The organism is Aurantiacibacter spongiae, from assembly GCF_003815535.1.
GTDB lineage: Bacteria > Pseudomonadota > Alphaproteobacteria > Sphingomonadales > Sphingomonadaceae > Alteraurantiacibacter > Alteraurantiacibacter spongiae.
The window spans coordinates 837189-857979 of sequence record NZ_RPFZ01000001.1; the positions used below are offsets into that span (position 1 = coordinate 837189).

The 20791-nt window shown below is 64.7% G+C and carries 23 protein-coding genes and 1 other RNA gene; 16 read left to right on the top strand and 8 right to left on the bottom strand.

Translation table 11 applies throughout. The features are described 5' to 3' along the window. Positions 1-38 precede the first annotated feature (38 nt). The 4 genes from EG799_RS04155 to rsmA all read left to right on the top strand — a co-directional run bounded on the left by EG799_RS04155 (position 39) and on the right by rsmA (position 5742). Positions 39-2381: an LPS-assembly protein LptD gene (locus EG799_RS04155; protein ID WP_123878822.1), complete on the top strand. Its 2343-nt coding sequence runs from the start codon at positions 39-41 to the stop codon at positions 2379-2381. A 138-nt stretch (positions 2382-2519) separates the two neighbouring features. Beyond that, positions 2520-3875 (top strand): peptidylprolyl isomerase, encoded by a 1356-nt coding sequence (locus tag EG799_RS04160; protein WP_234029007.1) that lies wholly within the window; start codon positions 2520-2522, stop codon positions 3873-3875. Between the two features lie 5 nt (positions 3876-3880). Further along, entirely contained in the window at positions 3881-4885 is a 1005-nt protein-coding gene (gene pdxA, locus EG799_RS04165) for a 4-hydroxythreonine-4-phosphate dehydrogenase PdxA (protein ID WP_407641217.1), read from the top strand. Positions 4886-4902: 17 nt separating this feature from the next. Beyond that, positions 4903-5742, top strand: coding sequence for a 16S rRNA (adenine(1518)-N(6)/adenine(1519)-N(6))-dimethyltransferase RsmA (rsmA, locus tag EG799_RS04170; RefSeq protein WP_123878827.1), 840 nt, complete (start codon positions 4903-4905; stop codon positions 5740-5742). Here the strand turns inward: rsmA and EG799_RS04175 are convergent. Next, a complete protein-coding gene (locus EG799_RS04175; protein WP_158611006.1) occupies positions 5732-6148 on the bottom strand; it encodes a PilZ domain-containing protein in 417 nt (138 codons plus the stop codon). The two genes, rsmA and EG799_RS04175, sit on opposite strands and share 11 nt — an antisense overlap. Positions 6149-6287: 139 nt before the next feature. Here EG799_RS04175 and EG799_RS04180 point away from each other — a divergent pair, with 139 nt between their 5' ends. From EG799_RS04180 to EG799_RS04195, 4 genes are all read left to right on the top strand, one after another. Beyond that, a complete protein-coding gene (locus EG799_RS04180; protein ID WP_123878831.1) occupies positions 6288-7499 on the top strand; it encodes a hydrolase in 1212 nt (403 codons plus the stop codon). Continuing rightward, the gene (locus tag EG799_RS04185) at positions 7496-8509 is read left to right on the top strand and encodes an arginine N-succinyltransferase (protein WP_123878833.1); all 1014 of its coding nucleotides are present in this window, start codon (positions 7496-7498) and stop codon (positions 8507-8509) included. The genes EG799_RS04180 and EG799_RS04185 overlap by 4 nt, the downstream gene beginning before the upstream one ends. A gap of 96 nt (positions 8510-8605) precedes the next feature. Beyond that, on the top strand, positions 8606-9856 hold the full coding sequence (locus tag EG799_RS04190; protein ID WP_123878835.1) for an N-succinylarginine dihydrolase: 1251 nt from the start codon (positions 8606-8608) through the stop codon (positions 9854-9856). 116 nt (positions 9857-9972) lie between these two features. Further along, the gene (locus EG799_RS04195) at positions 9973-10224 is read left to right on the top strand and encodes a hypothetical protein (RefSeq protein ID WP_123878837.1); all 252 of its coding nucleotides are present in this window, start codon (positions 9973-9975) and stop codon (positions 10222-10224) included. A gap of 82 nt (positions 10225-10306) precedes the next feature. Here the strand turns inward: EG799_RS04195 and ssrA are convergent. Beyond that, positions 10307-10649, bottom strand: a transfer-messenger RNA (tmRNA) gene (ssrA, locus tag EG799_RS04200). Next, a complete protein-coding gene (gene mscL, locus EG799_RS04205; RefSeq protein WP_158611007.1) occupies positions 10630-11118 on the bottom strand; it encodes a large conductance mechanosensitive channel protein MscL in 489 nt (162 codons plus the stop codon). Before mscL ends, ssrA begins: the two co-directional genes overlap by 20 nt. 133 nt (positions 11119-11251) lie before the next feature. Here mscL and EG799_RS04210 point away from each other — a divergent pair, with 133 nt between their 5' ends. The 7 genes from EG799_RS04210 to EG799_RS04240 are packed head-to-tail and all read left to right on the top strand — an operon-like array spanning position 11252 to position 16304. Beyond that, on the top strand, positions 11252-11926 hold the full coding sequence (locus tag EG799_RS04210) for a LemA family protein (RefSeq protein WP_123878839.1): 675 nt from the start codon (positions 11252-11254) through the stop codon (positions 11924-11926). Between the two features lies 1 nt (position 11927). Continuing rightward, positions 11928-12785 carry a TPM domain-containing protein gene (locus tag EG799_RS04215; protein WP_123878841.1) on the top strand — a complete coding sequence of 286 codons (858 nt, stop codon included), beginning with the start codon at positions 11928-11930 and terminating at the stop codon, positions 12783-12785. Between the two features lie 2 nt (positions 12786-12787). After that, entirely contained in the window at positions 12788-13462 is a 675-nt protein-coding gene (locus EG799_RS04220; protein ID WP_123878843.1) for a TPM domain-containing protein, read from the top strand. A gap of 20 nt (positions 13463-13482) precedes the next feature. Beyond that, complete coding sequence (locus EG799_RS04225) at positions 13483-14010, top strand: NUDIX hydrolase (RefSeq protein WP_123878845.1); 528 nt, start codon at positions 13483-13485, stop codon at positions 14008-14010. 8 nt (positions 14011-14018) lie between these two features. Next, positions 14019-14987, top strand: a complete 969-nt coding sequence (locus tag EG799_RS04230; protein ID WP_123878847.1) for a 2-hydroxyacid dehydrogenase — start codon at positions 14019-14021, stop codon at positions 14985-14987. Continuing rightward, the gene (locus EG799_RS04235; RefSeq protein WP_123878849.1) at positions 14984-15832 is read left to right on the top strand and encodes a kinase; all 849 of its coding nucleotides are present in this window, start codon (positions 14984-14986) and stop codon (positions 15830-15832) included. The genes EG799_RS04230 and EG799_RS04235 overlap by 4 nt, the downstream gene beginning before the upstream one ends. Then, positions 15804-16304 carry a hypothetical protein gene (locus tag EG799_RS04240; protein ID WP_234029009.1) on the top strand — a complete coding sequence of 167 codons (501 nt, stop codon included), beginning with the start codon at positions 15804-15806 and terminating at the stop codon, positions 16302-16304. The genes EG799_RS04235 and EG799_RS04240 overlap by 29 nt, the downstream gene beginning before the upstream one ends. Here EG799_RS04240 and EG799_RS04245 read toward each other — a convergent pair. Together EG799_RS04245 and EG799_RS04250 are read right to left on the bottom strand one after the other, a co-directional pair. Beyond that, positions 16295-16804 (bottom strand): DUF6644 family protein, encoded by a 510-nt coding sequence (locus EG799_RS04245; RefSeq protein WP_199798264.1) that lies wholly within the window; start codon positions 16802-16804, stop codon positions 16295-16297. The genes EG799_RS04240 and EG799_RS04245 overlap by 10 nt on opposite strands. A gap of 13 nt (positions 16805-16817) precedes the next feature. After that, a complete protein-coding gene (locus EG799_RS04250) occupies positions 16818-17354 on the bottom strand; it encodes a DUF6644 family protein (protein ID WP_123878853.1) in 537 nt (178 codons plus the stop codon). A 63-nt stretch (positions 17355-17417) separates the two neighbouring features. Between EG799_RS04250 and EG799_RS04255 the strand changes: the two genes are divergently transcribed. Next, the gene (locus tag EG799_RS04255; RefSeq protein WP_123878855.1) at positions 17418-17873 is read left to right on the top strand and encodes a DUF6152 family protein; all 456 of its coding nucleotides are present in this window, start codon (positions 17418-17420) and stop codon (positions 17871-17873) included. A 7-nt stretch (positions 17874-17880) separates the two neighbouring features. On the opposite strand, the gene EG799_RS04260 is transcribed toward EG799_RS04255, so the two are convergent. From EG799_RS04260 to EG799_RS04270, 3 genes are read right to left on the bottom strand one after another with little or no spacing between them, the layout of a single operon-like run. Further along, entirely contained in the window at positions 17881-18501 is a 621-nt protein-coding gene (locus EG799_RS04260; RefSeq protein ID WP_181950871.1) for a LuxR C-terminal-related transcriptional regulator, read from the bottom strand. Between the two features lie 50 nt (positions 18502-18551). Beyond that, positions 18552-20348, bottom strand: coding sequence for an ATP-binding cassette domain-containing protein (locus EG799_RS04265; RefSeq protein ID WP_123878857.1), 1797 nt, complete (start codon positions 20346-20348; stop codon positions 18552-18554). Further along, positions 20338-20790 carry a lasso peptide biosynthesis B2 protein gene (locus EG799_RS04270; protein ID WP_158611008.1) on the bottom strand — a complete coding sequence of 151 codons (453 nt, stop codon included), beginning with the start codon at positions 20788-20790 and terminating at the stop codon, positions 20338-20340. The genes EG799_RS04265 and EG799_RS04270 overlap by 11 nt, the downstream gene beginning before the upstream one ends. Position 20791 lies beyond the last annotated feature (1 nt).

The window sequence follows — 20791 nt, forward strand, 5'->3', positions numbered from 1 at the left end:
GCGTTGCGATTACGGTCGCGCGGTGCAATAGGCAAGCCATGCCCATCGGCCAGCCCTTCGCGCCGCAAGCCGTACCCTTGCGCTTGCCGCTGGCGGGAATCGTCGCAGCGCTGCTGCTGGGCCTCCCCTGTTCGGTTCTGGCCCAGGCCGGTGCGGCCCCCGGTGTCGATACGGCACAGGACAATCCGGTCGAGGACGACATCCTCGATGCGCGGTTGCCGGATGACGGGTCCGTACCCGCCCCGCCTGTCCTTCCCCAATTCAACGCGGCGGGGGAGCGGCAAATCGCCTTCGAGGCGAACGAGCTTGAATACGATTCGACGACCGAAACCGTCACCGCGTCGGGCAACGTCTTCATTCGCTCGGGCGATCAGTCGGTGCGCGCGGACGCGGTAACCTGGAACCGCCTGACAGGAGAGATCGTCGCCACCGGCGATATCCGCTTCGTCGACGAGGACGGCAACCAGCTTTTCACCGATCGCCTCGTGCTGACGGACGAACTGGAAGCAGGGGCGATGGACAACCTGCTACTTGTCTTCCAGGAAGGCGGGCGGCTGGCGGCGGAACAGGCACGGCGCGACGAGGCGGGCGATATCGCCCTGACCCGGGCGGCCTACTCGTCTTGCGCGGTAGAGACGGGGAGCGGGTGCCCGAAACGCCCAAGCTGGCGCCTGACCGCCGAACGTGTGACTTATGATTCGGCGACGGACAAGATTCGTTTCCGCGATGCCTATCTCGAACTGTTCGGCGCCCGGGTGCTGCCGCTGCCCGGGCTGACGATCCGTGCGGGCGGCGGGGCCAATTCAGGGATCTTCATCCCCGATGTCGGCATCACGGCATCGAACGGCATCGAGATCAGCGACAGCTATTACATGCGGCTGGCCGACAATCGCGACCTGACGCTGTCGGCCTATGTCTATACCGAGGCGGCACCGATGGCCTCGGCCCAGTACCGCCATCTGACCGGCAACGGAGCCTTCCAGGTCACCGGCTACATTACCCACGGCTCGCGCATACCGCTCGGATCGCAGCGGCTCATCAGCGAGGATGGCCTTCGCGGCTACGTTTTTTCCAACGGACGCTTCCAGATCGGCGAGCACTGGACGGCGACCGGATCGCTGCGCATTGCCAGCGACCGGACCTTTCTGCGCCGCTACGACATAAGCCGCGAGGATCGCATCCGCTCGATGGTCGAACTCGAGCGGATCGATGACCGGTCCTACCTTTCCCTGTCCGGCTGGGCGACGCAGGCGCTGCTGGTCGATACGCCGCAAGGTCAGGTTCCGCTCGCGCTGCCGCTGATCGACGCGCGTTACCTGCTCGACGATCCCGTGCTGGGCGGCGACATCGAACTCCAGGCCAACACGCTGGCGGTCACCCGCGGCGACGGGCAGGACACGCAGCGCGCCTTCGCCAGGGCCCAGTGGGACTTGCGGCGAATAACGCGCTGGGGACAGGAGGTGACGTTCACCGCGCTCGCACGGGGCGACATCTATCATTCCGACGGGAACGCACTCAATCCGGTGCCGCTCTATTCCGGTCAGCCCGGCTGGCAGGGTCGCGCCGTCGCGATCGGCGCTCTCGATGTGAAGTGGCCCCTCATCGGCAGCGCGTTCGGCGGCACGCAGACGCTGACGCCGCGGGTCCAACTCGTCGCGGCACCCGATATCCGCAACCTCGCGATACCGAACGAGGATGCGCGCGCCATCGATCTGGAGGATTCCAACCTTTTCGCGCTCAACCGTTTTCCCGGTTACGACCGCGTGGAAGACGGCGTGAGGCTGACCTACGGCATCGACTGGGAAGTGAACCGGCCCGGATGGCGCGTGGAAACCACCGTGGGCCAGTCCTACCGGCTTTCCGACGAGCCGAATCTGTTTCCGGACGGAACCGGTCTCAACGAACAGTTTTCCGATTTCGTCGGCCGCACCAAGATCCGTTACCGCGACTTCATCCAGTTCACCCACCGGTTCCGTCTCGACAAGGACAGTTTCGCGGTACGGCGCAACGAGGTGGACGCCACCGTGGGGTCGGCGCGCACCTATGCCGAGATCGGCTACCTGCGCCTCAACCGCGACATCGACCCGCTGTTTCAGGATCTGCAGGACCGCGAGGAACTGCGCCTCGCCGGACGCCTCGCGTTCCAGCGATACTGGTCGGTCTTCGGTTCCGCGGTCGTCAACCTGACAGACCGGGAGGAAGATCCGACCTTCTCGGCCGACGGATTCGAACCCCTTCGCACGCGGCTGGGCGTCGCTTACGCTGACGACTGCCTCGAATTCGGCGTAACCTGGCGCCGCGACTACATTCAGCTTGCCGACGCACAGAACGGCAATTCTTTCCGCATCTATTTCCGACTGCGCAATCTCGGTTTTCGCTGATCGGTCCGGATTGCCGTTTTCTGCGCGCTTCGCTAGGGCGCGAGGCTCAGCTACCGTTAAGCCGCCGCTCGCCAAGGCGAGCCTTGCGATTTACGGGGCGCAATTCCTGCGCCGATGAAGCAGATTAGGGTGCATGACGTGAGATTTTTCGCCAAGACGACCTTGCAACTGGGGCTTGTTTCGCTCGTTTCAGGCGCGCTTTGCGCAACGCCGGTGCTGGCGCAGGCCGCCGTCAGCAGCAGCGATGCGTTCAATTTTCCCGAAGATATCTCCTTCATCGCCCGGCAGGACAACCCGAACGATCGCAGCGCGACGGCGCGGGTGAACGGGAATATCATCACCGGGACGGAGATCGACGACCGGGTCGCTCTCATCCTGTCGGCGCAGCCGGACGTGCAGCTGTCGCAGGAGGACATGCAGGGGCTGCGTTTGCAGGTTCTGCGCAATCTGATCGACGAAACCCTGCAGGTGCAGGAAGCCGCCGCGCAGGACATGCCGGTTACCGAAGAAGAGGTGAAATCGGCCTATGAGCGCTTCGCGCGCGAGGGGCGCGGGATGTCGCCCGAGGAACTCGATGCCTATCTGCGCTCGGTCGGCTCCTCGCCGAATTCGATCAAGCGCCAGATCCAGGGGGAACTGGCGTGGGACAGGCTGCTGCGCCGCAACGTCGCGCCCTTCGTGAACGTATCGGAAGGCGAGGTGACCGAATTGAAGGAGCGCCTCGAAGCATCGCGCGGGACGACGGAGTACCGGCTCGGAGAGATTTTTCTCGCGGCCACCCCCGCCAATAGCGAGCAGGTGCTGGCGAACGCGCAGCAGATCGTCCAGCAATTGCGCGAGGGCGGCAGCTTCGTCGCCTATGCGCGGCAGTATTCCCAGGCGTCGAGCGCCATCGTCGGTGGCGATCTTGGCTGGATCAGGCTGGAGCAATTGCAGAACGCGCAGCTGGAAACCGCCGCCGCGCAGATGTCGCCCGGCCAGCTGGTAGGACCGTTGCAAATCCCGGGCGGTTATTCGATCCTGCTGATGATCGACCAGCGCCAGATCGGCATGGCCGACCCGCGCGATGCCGTCCTGTCGCTGAAGCAGATTTCCATCGACTGGCCGGAAGGTCTGTCCGATGCCGAGATCGAACAGCGCGGAAACGCCTTCATGCAGGAAGTGCAGTCGTTCCAGGGTTGCGGCGACGCCGACGCGCGCGCCGCGGCGCTCGGAGCCACGACGGTCGACAATGACGAGATTGCCGTGCGCGCGCTGCCGGAGCAGTTGCAGCCGATCCTGCTCAACCTCAATGTCGGGCAGACGACGCCGCCCTTCGGTGTGCTGGAGGAGGGCATTCGGGTGCTTATGCTGTGCGGGCGGGACGATCCGGCCGAAGCTGTCGGCCCGACGACCGATCAGCTCATGGCGCAGATGGAGGACGAGCGAATCAATCGCCGCGCCCAGCGTTATCTGCGCGACCTCAGGCGCGACGCGGTAATCGAGTACAACTGAGCGGCGTGAGCGACCTTCCCCTCGCCGTATCCATCGGAGACCCGGCGGGGGTCGGCCCGGAGATCATCGCCCGCGCCTTCGCCCAGCGGTTCGAGCTGGCGTTGCCGCCGTTCGTCGTCATCGGCTCTGGTGCCGTCATTGGCGATGCCGCGGTCGCCTGCGGTATCGACCTGGCGTGGAGCGAACTGAACCATCGCGGCGTGGAAGGCATCTGGCCCGACGCCCTGCCCGTGATCGACGACGCTTTTCGCGGATACCGATACCGGCCTGGCGAACCCGACCGGGCGGGTGCGGAAATGGCACTGGTCGCACTGGAATCTGCCATCGACCGGGTAAAGGCCGGCCACACCGCCGCCGTCGTCACCGCGCCCGTCGCCAAGTCGGCCATCGCGCAGATCGCACCGGGTTTCGTCGGACAGACCGAATTTCTCGCCGCCGCCTGCGGCCTGCCGGCGGACGACGCGGTGATGATGCTCGCCGGGCCGTCGCTGCGCACTGTGCCGATGACGGTCCACTGCGCGCTCGCCGATGTGCCGGCGCGCCTCTCGTCGGAACTGATCGTCACGCGCAGCCGCATTGTCGCCCGTGCGCTCACGACCGATTTCGGTATCGCCAGGCCGCGCCTCGCGATCGCCGGGTTGAACCCCCACGCGGGCGAGGATGGGCGCATGGGATCGGAGGAAGCCACGATCATCGCGCCCGCCATTGCCCGGCTTCGTGCCGAGGGGATCGACGCCACTGGCCCTCATCCCGCCGATACGTTGTTCGCCCCGCACAAGCGCGGCAGCTACGATGTCGCCATCGCCATGTATCACGACCAGGCGCTCGTGCCGATCAAGGCGCTCGATTTCGACGAGGGGGTGAACGTCACGCTCGGTCTGCCGATCGTGCGCACCTCCCCCGACCACGGCACGGCGTTCGATATCGCCGGCAAGGGCACCGCGCGTCCCGAGGCCATGATTGCAGCGATCCGCATGGCGGCAGACATCGCGCGGCGAAGAAGCCGCTGACCGACACGGAGCCAAAGGTGAGCGATACCCTGCCCCCCTTGCGAGACGTCATCGCTGCGCATGGCCTATCCGCCTCGAAGGCGCTGGGTCAGAACTTCCTGTTCGACGAGCAGCTTCTTGCCCGGATCGCGGCCGTTCCCGGGGGCCTTGCGAACCGCGCCGTGCTCGAGATCGGTCCCGGACCTGGCGGCCTGACCCGTGCCCTGTTGCGCGCCGGTGCGCGCGTGACCGCGATCGAGCGCGACGCGCGCTGCATCCCCGCGCTCGCCGAGTTGGGCGACGCCTTTCCCGGCAGGCTGCGCGTGATCGAGGATGACGCCCTTGCCGTCGATCATGCGGCGATCATGGATGAGCCTTTCGCCGTGGTCGCCAACCTGCCCTACAATATCGGCACCGCACTGTTCATTCGCTGGATGGGGGGGGCCGAATGGCCGCCCGCCTGGACGAGCCTGACGCTGATGTTCCAGCAGGAGGTCGCCCAGCGTATCGTCGCGGCGCCCGGAACATCGGCCTACGGGCGTCTCGCCGTGCTGGCCGGGTGGCGCGCGCGTGCGAGGCTGGCGATGAAGGTCCACCGCAGCGCCTTCACCCCGCCGCCCAAGGTGATGAGCGCAATCGTGCATGTCGAGCCGGACGCCATGCCCGCCGGCCTATCCGCGCGCACGCTCGAACGCGTGACGGAGGCCGCCTTCGGCCAGCGACGCAAGATGCTGCGACAAAGCCTGAAGTCCGTGCCCGGCGCCCTGTCCGCGCTCGATCGGAGCGGGATAGACTCCACGCGGCGGGCGGAAACCCTGACGATCGACGAGTTCGTGAAGATCGCCCGGGCGATCGGCGACGGTTCTGCTACAGGATGAACAGGTCCGCGATAACGTAGGCCGCGCATCCCGCTGCCAGCGCCATCACGCAGTAGGACGCTACCGTGCGAACCAGCGTCTGCGGCGGCTGCATCTGTGCGACCGTCGTGGTCGGGCTGCGGGGCGGGGGCTTGCCCCCGAGAACGCGCGCGACATCGACCCGGTCGCGCAGGGCCACGCCGAAGAGCGGACCCTTCACCCAGCGCACGTGCCCGGCCAGGATATGACCCGAGACTTTCAGTTCCACGAATTCGCCCCGCCCGGGCGGATGCTCGAGGCGACCCATCAGGCCGCGCGAGGAAAGGTCCGCCACGGCGAACTCGCGCAGACCCCGCCCATCGCGCACGGTCGCACGCAGCATCGTGCCGGCGCGCGGGTCGTTTCGGGCATTGTCCAAGGTGTGCATGGGCCTTTCCATCCGATGCCCCGCCGCAACGTAGATGCGGGCCGCAAGCATTGTGGGACAATGCCTAGGATCGGGTTAACGGCGGGCCGTGAGCCATCCGCCCCTTGGCCCGCCGTCGGCGCTGCGTTACACGCCGGCCATGAGAGAGCTTTCCCAGACAGAGCGCGAGCTAATCGCCGACATTGATCAGCAGCGCATGCTCGCGCGTACGCAGGAATGGGCCGCCATCAATTCGGGAACAGGCAATCTCGATGGACTCGCCCGGATGGCAGACAAGCTTTCCGACGCGTTCTCGGGCCTGCCGGGCGAGGTAACGCTGTACGAGCCAGCCCGCGTCACCGCCGTGGAGGAGGACGGTTCGCATCGGGACAAGCCGCATGGCAGGCATCTGGTATGCCAGGTCCGACCGGCAGCCGAGCGCCGCTTTCTTCTCACCGGGCACATGGATACCGTGTATCCTGCCGATCATCCCTTCCAGTCGCTCGAATGGATCGACGACGAGACGCTGAACGGGCCGGGAACGGCCGACATGAAGGCCGGGATCGCCGTTATCCTGGAAGCGCTGACCGCGTTCGAGACGAGCGAAGCGGCGGCCGGTGTCGGGTACGACGTGATGATCAATTCCGACGAGGAGACGGGGTCGCTGTCCTCGGCGGCGCTCATCGCCGAACTGGCGCACGGCAAGGCGGCGGCGCTGACCTACGAGCCAACGGCCCTGCCCGACGGAACCCTCGCCCACGCGCGCGGGGGAAGCGGCAACTATACGCTGACCTTCACCGGTCGGTCCGCCCACGCCGGGCGCAATCCCGAGGACGGACGCAACGCGCTGGTCGCGGCAGCCGACTGCGCGGTGCGGCTGAAGGAATTGCAGCATTCCGACCTGCCGGTAAACCCCGCAAGGATCGAAGGCGGGGCGGCCAACAACGTCGTCCCCGACCACGCGATCCTCCGCTTCAACATTCGCCCCAGGACGGCCGCTGCGGGCGAGGAATTCGCCAGCGCGCTCAGCGCTTTGCTGCGCATGCTCGAATCCGCGCACGACGTTGCCATCGCACAGCACGGCGGCATCTCGCGCCCGCCCAAACCCGTCGATCCGAAAGCGCAGCAATTGTTCGACCTGGTGCGCGATACCGGCGCCGCGCTGGGCCAGCAGATCGGCTGGCAGGCGACCGGCGGGGTCTGCGATGGCAACAACATCGCCGCCACGGGCGTCCCCGTCGTCGATACGATGGGCGTGCGCGGGGGCAAGATCCATTCCCCCGACGAGTTCATGATCGTTCCATCGCTGACCGAACGCGCGCGGTTGAGCGCGATCGTGCTGCACCGGCTGGCGAGCGGGTCGCTGGCATGAGCTTCGTTATCCGCGCCGCCGATACAGGCGACCTGCAAGCCCTGTACGAGATGGCCAAGCTGACCGGCGGGGGTTTCACCAACCTCCCGCCCGACCGCAATTCGCTCACGGGCAAGCTGGAAGCCTCGGAAGCCGCTTTCGCGCGCGAGGGTGAGGAGATCGTCGCGGAAACGTTCGTCCTGGTTCTCCAAAATACCGAAACGCGCGACGTTCGCGGAACGTGCCAGGTCTTCACCGCCGTGGGTCATGACTGGCCGTTCTATTCCTATCGCATAACCCGCCTGACCCAGCATTCGCGCGAGCTGGAACGCACCATGAGCGCGGAGTTGCTCAGCCTCGTCAACGATCTCGGCGGATCGAGCGAGGTGGGCGGCCTGTTCCTCCATCCCGGCGAGCGCGCCGGCGGGCTGGGCCTGTTGCTGGCGCGCAGCCGCTATCTGTTCATCGCCGCGCATCGTCATCGCTTCGGCGACCGCATCCTGGCCGAACTTCGCGGTATCATAGACGAGCGCGGCGGGTCGCCGTTCTGGGATGCGATCGGCGGCAAGTTCTTCGGTATGAGTTTCCAGGAAGCGGACGAGTTCAACGCCAGCAACGGCAACCAGTTCATCGCCGACTTGATGCCCAAGCACCCCGTCTACATCGCCATGCTGGACGACGAAGCCCGAAAGGTCATCGGCCTGCCCCACCCGTCGGGACGGGCGGCGATGCGGATGCTCGAGCACGAGGGGTTTTCCTACGAGGGCTATGTCGACATCTTCGATGGTGGCCCGACGATGGTGGCGCGCACCGACGCGGTGAGATCAATCGCCGGCGCGCATTGCGGCGAAACAGTCGACTGCGGGCTGGCCAAGGGAGAGAAGGCGTTGATCGCCGCGGGCGAGATGGCGGATTTCCGGTGCTGCTACGGCGCGCGCGAACTGCGCGGCGAGGGCGTGGCGATCGACGCGCAGACGGCGGAATTGCTGCGGATCGGCGAGGGCGAAACGGTGTGGAGCATACCGCGTTGAAGCCTTTCCTATCCGCTGCGGACCGCTTGTGCCGCGCGTCTTCGCGATGCGCCGGCGAACGGATCTGACCCCTGTTCGCAATCCCCGGGAGAACGCGTGACACTCACCGAAATCAATTTCGACGGTATCGTCGGCCCCAGCCACAATTACGCCGGGCTGAGCCTCGGCAATCTGGCTGCGACGAAGAATGCCGGCGAGCGATCCTTTCCCCGTGCCGCCGCCCTGCAGGGCATCGCCAAGATGCGTGCCAATATGGCGATGGGCATGGCGCAGGGCTTCCTGCTGCCGCTTCCCCGCCCCGACGCCGCGTGGCTTGAACAGCTGGCGGTGGACGCATCCACCGATCCGGCGCTGCTCGCCGGCGCGTGGTCAGCCTCTTCCATGTGGACAGCCAATGCGGCGACGGTCAGCCCCGCCCCGGATACCACCGACGGGCGCTGCCATCTGACCGTGGCGAACCTTGTTACCATGCCGCATCGGACCCACGAATGGCCCGACACGCTGGCGCAACTGCGCGTGGCCTTCGCCGACGAGGCGCATTTCGCCGTACACGGACCGGTTCCACCGTGTTTCGGAGACGAGGGAGCGGCCAACCACATGCGTTTCGCGACCTCTCACGCGGAGCCGGGAGCGGAAGTGTTCGTCTACGGTCGGCCCGGAGGTCGATTTCCCGCCCGCCAGCACATCGAGGCCAGCCGCATCGTCGCCCGGTCGCACGGGCTCGATCCGGACCGCGCGCTCTTCATCGAGCAGAACCCGGAAGCGATCGCCGCTGGCGCCTTCCACAACGATGTCGTCGCCGTGGCGAACGAGCGGGTGCTGTTCGCGCACGAACAGGCGTTCGCCGATCCCGATCCGGCCTACGACGCCATGCGGACCGCCTGCCCGGGCTTGCAGATCGTTGAAGTGCCGGCCGACCGGATTGGCCTGGAGGACGCGATCTCCTCCTACCTGTTCAACGCTCAATTGCTGACCCCGCCTTCGGGCGAACAGACGCTCGTGGTGCCCTCCGAATGCCAGGCGAACGCAGCGGTCTGGGCCTGGTTGCAGGACATGCTGAAGGGCAACGGTCCGATCCGGCACGTGAAGGTCGTCGACGTGCGGCAGTCCATGGCCAATGGCGGCGGCCCCGCGTGCCTGAGGCTGCGCGTCGTGGCGGACCCTGCGACCGTCGATCAGCGCTTCATGCTCGACGAGGCAAAGGCCAGCGCCATCGAAGCCGTCATTGCCGAATGCTGGCCCGACCATATCGACCCCACGCAGATCGGGTCGCAGGAGCTTGCCGGAACCGTGCAGGAGGCGCGGCGCCGGCTGTTGGGTGCGCTGGACCTTTCCGAACTCGTCTGAGTTCGGGACGCAACCGTCGGGTGGCTTTACACCCGCCCCGTTCTTAACCACGCTCCTTCCCGGAACGCCGCGGCTGGCACGGCATTTGCTATGCAGCGGGTTAAGAAAGGGTCCGGATGTTTCGCAAGGTCGCACGGTTGTTCGTCATCAAGACACGGTGGGAAGCCTTCCTCATTATATACGCGCTCGCGCTGGGCGCGACGGCGCGCGGCACGGCCTACCTGCACGAATACCCCGGATGGGGCGGCTGGGCCCTGTTCCTTGCCTGCACCGGAGCGGTCTTCATGGCCGGCGCGAAGATACTCGACTGTCTGAAGTTCGAACAGGCGGAGAAGGTCGCGGCGCGCACGCGCGGCGATACCGACTGAGCCCGACCGGACCCTTGCCGCCCTTTTCCGGGCCGTGATGGAATGAGTGGGGGATTCTGTTGCTAGGCTCCCCCGGGCCCCCGGTATCCGCTTCTGTTGCCCGGTGGGTCCAACCGCGCTTTAGCTTTGTAATTCAGTCCGTTAGGACGTAAAATTACGCAGCGATGGCGAGTGCTTCGTTATCGTTGGCACTTGTGTGTTTTGAGCTTTTTACGGGGTTTCTCAACCCGGGCGAAAACAGTGCCTTTCAACACACGTCGATCCTGGTTCGGCCCCGTCAGAACTGGCGGGGAATTGCCTGTTCTGGTGGAGCCGCCGGGTACTGCCCCCGGGTCCGCTGTGCCTATTGCACACCGCAATTTATCGCCATAGCCGACCGAAGCCGGCAAGTCCGATATAGCGCGTTTACGCCGAATGTGAAGGGGCCGGATCGGCCGGAGAGCTCTTCAGTTCTGCCAGAATCTCCTTCAGCACGTCGAGCTGGGGATCGGTCGGCACTTCGTCGGACTTGGAAGAATCCTCTGTTTCCCTCTGCTTTTCCTGCATCTCGTCGAGCACGCGATTGACCAGCCTGATCAGCATGAACAGAGCTATCGCAATGATGAGGAAGTCCACCGTCTGCGTTATGAAATCGCCGTATCCGATCATCGGTACGCCTGCTTCCTTGAGTTGCGCGTAATTCTGCACGCTGCCTGCGTAATCATCGGGGATCGGCCCCAGTCGAATGAAATAGTTGGAGAAATCCACGTCGCCGAAAATCCAGCCGATAATCGGCATGATGATGCTTTCGTTGAGCGACGTCACGATCTTGCCGAAGGCCGCGCCGATGATGACTCCCACCGCCAGATCGAGCACGTTTCCGCGGGCGATGAATTTCTTGAACTCGTTGAACATTGCTCTGGCCTTTCGGTAGATTCGGACCGTCCGTGCCATCCTCGAGCGCTTACGCCTAGTCCCTGCCTTCGCTTGTTTGCGGCGAACACCGTGCTATAGGTCTAATACACGATAGACCCGGAGTTATACTGCGATGTTCAAGCCTATCTTCCGCATGGCCGCTCTTGTCCTCGGTTCCCTGGTTCTGGCTTCGTGCGGCATCAATTCGGTGCCGCAGAAGGAAGAAGCGGCGAAGGCGCAGTGGGGCAATGTCGAAAGCGCGTTGCAGCGGCGTTCGGATCTCATTCCAAATCTCGTCTCGGTGGTACAGGCCGCCGCGATATCAGAGCGCGACATTCTCACCGAAGTCACTGACGCCCGCGCGCGCGCGACTTCGATCAACATCACGACGGACGATCTTTCCAACCCGGAGGAATTCCAGCGTTTCCAGAACGCGCAGAACCAGCTTACGCAAGCCCTGGGCCAGCTCCGCACGGTGGTGGAAAACTATCCCCAGCTCGCCAGCCAACCGCGTTTCGCGGACCTGATGGTGGCCATCGACGAGGCTAACAATCTCATCAATACGGAGCGGGTGCGCTACAACGAGGCGGCGCGCGACTACAATACCGAAATCCGTACCTTTCCTTCCACGATTGGCGCGAACGTGATTCACGGGGCAGAGCCGCTGGAATATTTCGAGGCGGACGAAGCGGCGCAGGGCAATCCGCAGGTCGACATGAGCGGAATCACCGGCGATCGCAGTGGCGCTACGGGCGCGGCCAGCAACGACAACGAATCCGCGCGGGAGCCGGCCGCGGCGGCCAATTGAGGTGATACGCCTGCTCGCAGTCCTGCTAGTCGTATGGCTCTCCGCTGCAAATGCCACGGGCGCAAACGCACAGACGTACGACTTTCCCCCCAGACCGGATGGGCCGGTCTATGACGGGGCGGACATGCTTTCGGCGGCCACCGAGGTACGTCTCGATCAGCGATTGCGGGAATACAACCGGGAGACGGGCAATGCGATCATCGTCGCCACCGTGCCGGATCTGGGTGGCAGCACGATCGAGCCCTATGCGACGAACCTGTTCGAAACATGGGGCATCGGCGGAGAGCAGCGCGACACCGGTCTGCTGCTGCTGATCGCGCGAGACGAGCGCAAGATGCGGATCGAGGTCGGCTACGGTCTGCACCCCTATTTCGGCGGCATCATGGCCGGCCGCGTCATCAACGATGTCATCACGCCCCGTTTCAAGGCTGGCGATTTCGATGCGGGCGTGACGCAGGGGGTGGACGCCATACTGAGCCATCTTGCGAACAGTCCGGAGGACGCTGTCGCTATCGAAGAGGCGGCACAGGCCGCCGAACAGAACCGGCGCAGCAGCGATGGCGGCTTTCCCATCGGCACGCTGATCTGGCTGGGCTTCCTGTTCTTCTTCTTCATTCTGCCGATGCTGTCCGGCAGGGGGCGGCGGCGACGCTATCGCCGTTCGGGCGTTGGCGGGGTCGTGGGCGACATCATGCTCTGGGAAGCGGGCAAGGCAATCGCGCGCGGTGCATCGGGTCGTGGCGGCTGGGGCGGAGGCTTCGGCGGTGGCGGGGGCTTCGGCGGCGGGGGCGGAGGCGGCGGCTTCGGCGGTTTCGGAGGCGGCATGTCCGGCGGCGGCGGCGCGTCGGGGGGGTGGTGAGCATGGCGATGCTCGACGAACGCCAGCACACCATCGTATCCGACGCGGTGAAGCAGGCCGAACTGACGACGAGCGGAGAGATCGTGCCGGTGATCACGGCCGCTTCGGATGGATATTCCGACATCGCCCTTACCTGGGCGGCAGCCATCACATTTACGGTCATGAGTGCGTTTGCAGCCTTTCCGCAACCCTTCCTCGATTTCTGGGACAGCCATTTCGCCGGGTGGGGGCACGACTGGTCGACCGGCGAAACAGCCAGCATGACCATCGCGCTGGGTCTCGTCGCCTTTACCGCAAGCTGGCTGCTCCTGCTGGTGCCCGCGATCCGGTTTGCGGCCATTCCGGGTCCGGCCAAGTCGCAGCGGGTCCGAGACCACGCCGTGCGCCACTTCAAGGTCGGGGCGGAACGCCGCACGCACGGCCGCACGGGCGTGCTCCTCTATCTCTCGATGCGCGAACACCGGGCGGAGATCGTCGCTGACGAACCCATCGCTCAGATAGTACCGCCCGAGGTCTGGGGGGAAGCAATGGCCGATATGCTTCTCGAAATTCGCGAAGGCCGCACGGCCGAAGGCATCGCCGCCGGGGTACGCGACGTCGGGCAGATCCTGTCGCAGCATTTCCCCCGCGCCGAGGATGATGAAAACGAATTGCCCGATCGCTTGATCGAGTTGTGACGCTGCCCTAGCGATCCGCAATGGCCGAGACCGAACAGATCGCCTGGCGGGGCGAATGGATCGTCGCCAAGACCTGCGGCAAATGGGAATATGTCAGCCGCGCCCGCAATATCCGCGCCGCCGTCATCGTTCCGATCGACGCGGACGAGATCGTCCTCATAGAGCAGTATCGGGTACCGTTGGGCCGCCAAAGCCTCGAACTTCCGGCAGGCCTGATAGGCGACGACGACAGTGGCCCGGACGAGGATCCTCTGGCGACCGCCCGACGCGAACTCGAGGAAGAAACCGGCTACGCGGCCAGTTCCTGGCGGAATTGCGGCGAATTCGTTTCCAGTCCTGGTTTGACCAGCGAAGGGTTCACGCTTCTTCTGGCAAGCGGTCTAACACGGGTCGGCCCGGGCGGCGGCGTGGAGGGAGAAGACATTACCGTGCGCCGCGTAAAACGGGCGCACATGGGGCAGGTGGTAGCCGAAGCGCGCCAACGCGGACTGGCCATCGACGCCAAACTGCTGATGCTGCTTGGCGGCGGCTGGCTGGATGATGTTTGAAACGCGCGATGACGGATCTGCGCGTTTTCGTTACCCGGAAATGGCCTGACGAGGTCGAGGCGGCTCTCACCTCGCGCTTCGACACGGTCCTGAATGACGACGAAGGCAGCCTCGATCGATCCCTTATCGCACATGCAATGGCGCGATACGACGTGCTTTGCCCGACGGTGGGCGATACGATCGACGCCGATCTCATCAACGAGGCCGACCGCTGCCGGCTCATCGCCAATTACGGCGTGGGTTTCGATCACATCGATCTGGACGCGGCGAAGGCGAAGGGTATCGCCGTTACCAACACGCCCGGCGTCCTGACCGACGCGACCGCCGACCTCGCAATGACCCTGTTGCTGATGGCCGCGCGACGCACCGGCGAAGGTGAGCGGATGGTTCGATCCGGCGAATGGAGTGGATGGCATCCGCGCCATCTGGTCGGTAGCGCGGTCAGCGGCAAGACGCTGGGTGTCGTCGGTTTCGGACGGATCGGACAAGCCTTGGCGAAGCGCGCGCAATGCGGGTTCGGCATGACGATCCTCTACCACGCACGGCACGAGGTTGGCGGGGATATTGTGCGCGATACACGCGCCCGCTTCTGTCCGGACCTTGCAGGTCTGCTGGAACAGAGTGACTTCGTCTCGATCCATGTTCCGGGCGGAGAGGGAACAAGGCACCTGATCGACTCCGACGCGCTCGCGGCAATGAAGCCGGGCAGTTTCCTTATCAACACCGCTCGCGGTTCGGTCGTGGATCACGATGCGCTGGCGGCGGGGCTGCGTTCGGGCCATCCGGCAGGGGCGGGGCTGGATGTGTTTCCGGAAGAGCCGCTTGTGCCGCCGGCCCTGCTCGATCTCGACAACGTGGTCCTGCTGCCGCATCTGGGCAGCGCCGATGCCGAGACACGCAGGGCAATGGGCATGCGCGCGCTCAGAAACATCGAGGCGTTTGCGCGAGGGGCAGATCTGCCCGACCGCGTTGCGTGACCGATCCCGTATCCGCCCTCGTCGCCGCCGAAGGTCTGCCCGCCGACTATCACCAGACTGTCGAGAAGCACTGGCGGCCCCTGGCCGATCGAATCGCACGCACGGCGATCCCGCGCGCGTCGCTGGTCATCGGAATCTCCGGTCCGCAAGGTTCGGGCAAGACCACGGCATGCCGGTTTCTCGAATTGCTCCTGCGAGAGCGAGCACTTCGCGCCGTGACACTCTCGCTTGACGACCTGTACCTGAGCGCAGCGGAGCGCAGACGGCTTGCCGACGGGGTTCACCCGCTGTTCGCTACCCGTGGGCCGCCGGGGACGCACTCGGTCGGGATCGGGTTAGAAATCGTCGAACGAATTCGTGCCGGGCGCAGATTTGCCCTCCCCCGCTTCGACAAGGCTCTCGACGATCGATCCGACGACAGCGTGATGGTCACCCACCCCGTGGACATTCTGCTCCTGGAAGGATGGTGCGTTGGCGCGATGCCACAACGGGCGGTGGACCTGGCCCACCCCGTTAACGCGCTCGAAGCCGAATGCGACCCGGATGGTATCTGGCGTGGCCTCGTCAACCGGTTACTCGATGAGGAATACCGCCGGTTGTTCGATCAGATAGACGTCCTTGTGATGTTGCGGGTCGCGGATTTCGACCAGGTCGTTGCCAATCGTCGCCGCCAGGAAAGAAAGCTCGCGCAAAGATGTCCGGAATCGCCGAAAGTGATGGATGACGCCGGCGTCATCCGCTTCTGCGCGTATTTCGAGCGACTGACCCGCCACATGCTCGCTGAAATGCCACCGCGTGCCGACATTGTTATCGATATTGACGCAGATCACCTCGCGGTACGCTGATCCCATGCCAAAAATGCACGTCGTCGTCTGGGCAGCCGCGGTAGCCCTTTCCGGTTGCAAGGCGGAACCGGCAACACAGCGCGCTGCCGTTCAGGCGCTGATGACCTCGCGCGTTCAACCCGCCGCGCAAATCGTGTGGAGTTCGACCGGGGCCGCTAGCGAACTCGAGGGCGGCAAGGTCGTCAACCGTGAATGGCGCCCCCGTAGCGATGCCGAGTGGAACGCCGTCCGCGATGCCAGCCGCGATCTACAGGAATTGGGCGCCGTTCTGCGGCAGTCACGCTACGCCAGGAACCGTGGTCCGGACTGGTCCGAATTTGCCTTGGGATTGAGCGCTGCGGGGAAGCGGGTGGAAACATCGGTTGCCGCTCGCGACGCGGATGCCTTGTTTATGGATAGCGGGTATTCGCTGTTCGTCGCGTGCATGGAGTGTCACGAGGCCTACGCCATCGAACCGGGGGATCAGGAATAGATGCCCAGGGTAAAGCCGATGGCCCGACCGCAGAACACCACTGCGACCCAGAGGACCAGCGACAACGCCCCTGCGACTCGCGCGCGATGTGGCGGCGTCGCCCCGGCCGGTAAGGAGTGCCCCCTGCGGGTCGTTGCGAACTGAAATATCGCCATGTTCAGCCCGGCAAGTGCCAGCAAGCCCATCTTCGCGAGAAACCACGGATTCGCAACGTACAGCGAAGCGTGACTGGCAAACATCGCCAGCCCGCTAAGCGCGGCCAGTGCGAAAGCGCTCCAAGTCCACGGTAGAACATCGCCCATCAGACGTTTCACCTCGGTGGTCCGGGAAGCGAGACCCATCAACCGCAGGTCGACCACGAGAATCGTGCCGAAAACCGTCACCAGTCCCACGACGTGCATCGTCTCCACCGCCGGGAACGCCCACAGGCTTTCGGCCAGCGCAGTGGCCGGTCGCCAAGTTTCGATCGTCCGCCAGATGGTGCCGGGTTCGGGTTGCACGAGCCAGTGCGCCCTACGTCGGCGCGTAGGCGATCCATCGCCCCGCCGTCATGACGCAAATCCATAAGACGATGGCCATGATCGATACGAAGCGAAGGCCGCTGCCGGCAGTCCATCGACCGGCGTGCCCGAGCGAACGCGATAGCGAGGCTCTTTGAAGATAGAAGCTCGCCCCCAGTGCGAGCGCCAGCAGAGCCATCTTCACCCAGAAAACCGCGTTGACGAGATTGCGGACCGGCTCCGCCGCGATCATACCGACGCCGCTGAGGGCGATGACGGCGACCCCCCACCACACCCAGGGCGAGAAACGATTCGCGACCTGCCGCATGGTCAGGCCATCCCCCGAAAGTCCGTTCATCCTGAGAACCTGCATGAGCATGGCTGCAAAGGCGGTTCCGATGGCAAGCAGGTGAATGACCTGCACGGTAGGAACGACCCAGAAGTTCCCGACGAGCATCCGGCTCACGGCGCCGTCCTGCAAGGCAAAGCTGAAGTCGAGCAGGCGCGTCGTGCGCAGCCAGCTCGTCATCTCGAACAGGAAATCTTCCACTTCGCGCCCCCGCTCTCGCCTCGTTCATCGACTATCGGGCGCAGGGTTGGTAGGCGCGTCGGCATGTCCCGCGCAAGCCGCCAGTCTCAGTTCGCGATCTTTCGCCGAATAACGGCGCTGGCCGCTTTCGCCGCAAGCGCCATCGCGGGCGGCGCGCTGGCGCACCATTCCTTCGCCGCGGAGTTCGATCGCAACGCGCAAATCCGGCTCGAGGGACGCGTCACCAAATTCGAATGGGTCAATCCGCACAGCTGGATCCACGTCGCGGTACAGACCGATCATGGTATCGAGGAATGGCGGATCGAGGCAGGAACGCCCGCGGCCATGCGTCGGCGAGGGTGGGAACGCGATTCTCTTCCGCCAGGAACGCGGGTGCTCGTAAACGCCTTCAGGGCGCGCGACGGATCCCGGCGTGCATCAGCCGCGACGATCGGATTTCCGAATGGGCGACAGGTTTCTCTCGGCAATCCTACCGCCGAAGCGGTCGTCGCGGCGACGCGTCACTCGCGACTGCCCTAGCTTTTCGTCAGATACCGGCTTCGACCGCCATTCGGACCATGTCCGCGCTGTTCGACGCGCCCAGTTTTTCCATTGCGATGCCACGGTGCATCTTGACGGTCTTTTCGGACAGTCCGAGCTCGTAGGCGATCTGCTTGTTGCGCAGGCCACCAGCGACCATCTGCAGCACTTCCTTCTGCCGCGGTGAGAGATCCTTGATCTTCTGCGCCGCGCGCGCCCGGAGCGTCAGGCTCGGCGATCGCGCCTGTGGTGCCAGCTCGACCTGAGAACCGTAGAAGTATTCGAGTTCGCCGTTGTCATCCATCAACGGAGCGATGACGACGGCATTGCGGAAGGGTGTCCCATCCTTCTTGTAATTAAGTATCTCGACCATGACCGGTTTCGCCTCGCGCATACCCTGCCGCAATGCCTCGGTCAGCCAGGGTTCGGTTCCCTCGCCCGCGAGAAATCGGCAGTTGCGCCCGAGTATCTCGCCTTCGGAATAGCCGGTCAGTTCGATAAAGGCCCGGTTGCAGGCGACGATCGGATTATCGGGATGACGCGGATCGCTGATGACCGACGCGATAGGGCTGTCGGCGATAAGGCCGGCAACCTTCGGGTCCGGCAATGTCCGCGGGTTTTCGGTCACTTGCAAGGCCTAGCGCGGGGCGGCGCGAAAGCAAAGACCGCGTTCGCCCCCTACCCGGCGGCCGACCGGTGATCGAAGCTGACAATTTCGGCGACCCCCCCGGCGACGGCGATGCGAATGTCGGCCAGATCGCGTGCGTTTTGCGAATGGGATACCATGATTATCGTTCGCCGCGCCGCATCGGCTTTGAGCGAGCTGACCACGGCGCGTTCAAGCGCAGGGTCCATCGCCGAGGTCGCCTCGTCCAAAACGAGGAGATTCCCAGGACGCAGCAATGCGCGGGCGAGGCACAGACGCTGTCGTTCGCCGCCCGACAGGCGGGCACCTCCATCGAGTAGCGGCTCGTCTAGGCCTTCTGGCAAACCGTCGACGATGGCCGCGGCGTGAGATTGATCCAGCGCCTGGCGAATGACCGTGTCCGGAATTCGCGCCGCCCTGTCGAGTTGCGGCCAGAGCAGGTTCTCGCGTACCGTGCCATCGAAGAGGAACGGTTCCTGTGGAGCGAAGGCGATATGGCGCTGCCATGCCGCGCGGGTGCTTTCGCCAAGGGCAATGTCCCCGCGCATTACCCGTCCGGTCGCCGGCAGCTGGAGGCCGGCGATAAGCTCAACGAGAGTCGACTTTCCGGCACCCGAAGGTCCGCCGATATGGACGAGCGATCCGGAAGGAATGCTGATCGCTTCCGCCCTGATCAGAACCGCCCCGCCGGGAGCGACGACCTGGCAGTTTCGCAAGGTGAGCGGAGCGTCCTGCGGGAATGACGAGACTGCGGCTTTCTCGTTGTCCTGCGCCAGTTCGCGCGCAGCCAGCAGGTTCGCCTCCATCTCCCGGATCGAACTGAAGGCAGGCAGCGCGTGGGCGATTTGCTGCATTCCCCCAAAGGTCGTCACCAGGCTAGGGGATAGGCGCATCACGATCGCAGCCATGACCAGCAATTCACCGCCAGAAAGATCGAACACCGCGAACCCGAGGAGCAGGACCATCAAGGCAGCCAACGCGGCAATGAACTGGATGGCGTTGCGCAAGCGCGACTGCTGGCGCACGAAGGAAACCTGCACCTCCCGGCTTTCGGCAATTCGCGCGGCGAAACGGCGGGCGAGTTCCTCTTCCGCGCGCGCTGCCTTGGCCGCCTTCAGCCCGTCCAGAAAAAGCGTTGTCTCGTGCATGATGCCGCGATTGGCGCGCGTCAAACGGGATCCCAGAGCCCGGCTGCGGCGACTCCATACGACGGCACTGCCTAGACCGGCGAGAGTAAAGGCGACCAGCATGATACCGAGGGCCGTCGATACGACAAAGCCGGCGGCGAGACAGGCGATGCCGAGCGCGAGCGTGACCAGCCCCTTCGACAGGATGCTCATGGTCTGACCTAGTCGTCCGATGTTCGTCGTCATCTGGTTGAGCAGATCGGCTTTGCGATAACTCTTGATGACAGGCCATTGCGCGTCGGCCAGCAAAGCGAAGAAGTCGCGCCGTACATGATCGGTGAAGCCTTGCGAAACCTCCATCAGCACGACATCGCGCTTCAGCAGGACGGCGGATCTAATGGCGACCAGCAAGAGGAAGACCGCGCCCATCGCGGCGAGCTGTTCAAGGACCGTGTCTATTCCGTGCACGGTAAGCCAGGCAGTCAGGTCGGCGGTCAATCCCGTCTGCTCCCCGTCCCCTTGCGCGAACACCGTTTCCACTACCGGCAGCAGCATGACGATGCCGAACCCGTCGAGAAGAGCACCAAGGGCCACCACCGTAAGCGTGCCCGGAAGGTTCGGACCGGCAAAAGCTACGATCGCGCCAAGAAGATCGCGAAAGCCACCGATGGCTCGCGTTCCCGAAATCGGTTCAGCGGGCATCGAGGGGTATGCCGCGACGGGTAAAATCTATGAAGGCATCACGTTCGTCTTGCCCCGTTACGACCTGCTCGCCAACCATCAGCCAGGCGTGGAACAGCAGCCCCTCCCGAGAATCACCGCGCCGCGAACCGATAACGATACGCGAGGGAATGCCGCGTCTCCGCAGAAGCCATCGGGCGGACATCGCCTGAGGCAGGCAGACGGCACGGAATGGCATTCGTGCGGCGGTGCGGCGTACGATGCGACCGATGTCGCGTGCCTGTTTCGCCTGAGCGGGAGAGACAGGAGGCGCGGACACCGCAAGCGCCTGACCATCTATCGGTCCGAGCAGGCGGCTCCAGCGCCGCATGGCGACGAAACGGATGAGAAAGCGCGCCCAGGCCAGCGCGCCGACGATTTCCGCGCGGAATGCGACTTTACGAAGGGTGCGAAACGGTCTCATG

Excerpts from the sequence above, each read along its gene's own strand:
- EG799_RS04155 (WP_123878822.1), top strand. The coding sequence starts at position 39 with ATGCCCATCGGCCAGCCCTTCGCGCCGCAAGCCGTACCCTTGCGCTTG.
- EG799_RS04175 (WP_158611006.1), bottom strand. The coding sequence starts at position 6,148 with ATGCACACCTTGGACAATGCCCGAAACGACCCGCGCGCCGGCACGATG.
- EG799_RS04180 (WP_123878831.1), top strand. The coding sequence starts at position 6,288 with ATGAGAGAGCTTTCCCAGACAGAGCGCGAGCTAATCGCCGACATTGAT.
- EG799_RS04185 (WP_123878833.1), top strand. The coding sequence starts at position 7,496 with ATGAGCTTCGTTATCCGCGCCGCCGATACAGGCGACCTGCAAGCCCTG.
- EG799_RS04195 (WP_123878837.1), top strand. The coding sequence starts at position 9,973 with ATGTTTCGCAAGGTCGCACGGTTGTTCGTCATCAAGACACGGTGGGAA.
- mscL (WP_158611007.1), bottom strand. The coding sequence starts at position 11,118 with ATGTTCAACGAGTTCAAGAAATTCATCGCCCGCGGAAACGTGCTCGAT.
- EG799_RS04210 (WP_123878839.1), top strand. The coding sequence starts at position 11,252 with ATGTTCAAGCCTATCTTCCGCATGGCCGCTCTTGTCCTCGGTTCCCTG.
- EG799_RS04220 (WP_123878843.1), top strand. The coding sequence starts at position 12,788 with ATGGCGATGCTCGACGAACGCCAGCACACCATCGTATCCGACGCGGTG.
- EG799_RS04225 (WP_123878845.1), top strand. The coding sequence starts at position 13,483 with ATGGCCGAGACCGAACAGATCGCCTGGCGGGGCGAATGGATCGTCGCC.
- EG799_RS04230 (WP_123878847.1), top strand. The coding sequence starts at position 14,019 with ATGACGGATCTGCGCGTTTTCGTTACCCGGAAATGGCCTGACGAGGTC.
- EG799_RS04255 (WP_123878855.1), top strand. The coding sequence starts at position 17,418 with ATGTCCCGCGCAAGCCGCCAGTCTCAGTTCGCGATCTTTCGCCGAATA.
- EG799_RS04265 (WP_123878857.1), bottom strand. The coding sequence starts at position 20,348 with ATGCCCGCTGAACCGATTTCGGGAACGCGAGCCATCGGTGGCTTTCGC.
- EG799_RS04270 (WP_158611008.1), bottom strand. The coding sequence starts at position 20,790 with ATGAGACCGTTTCGCACCCTTCGTAAAGTCGCATTCCGCGCGGAAATC.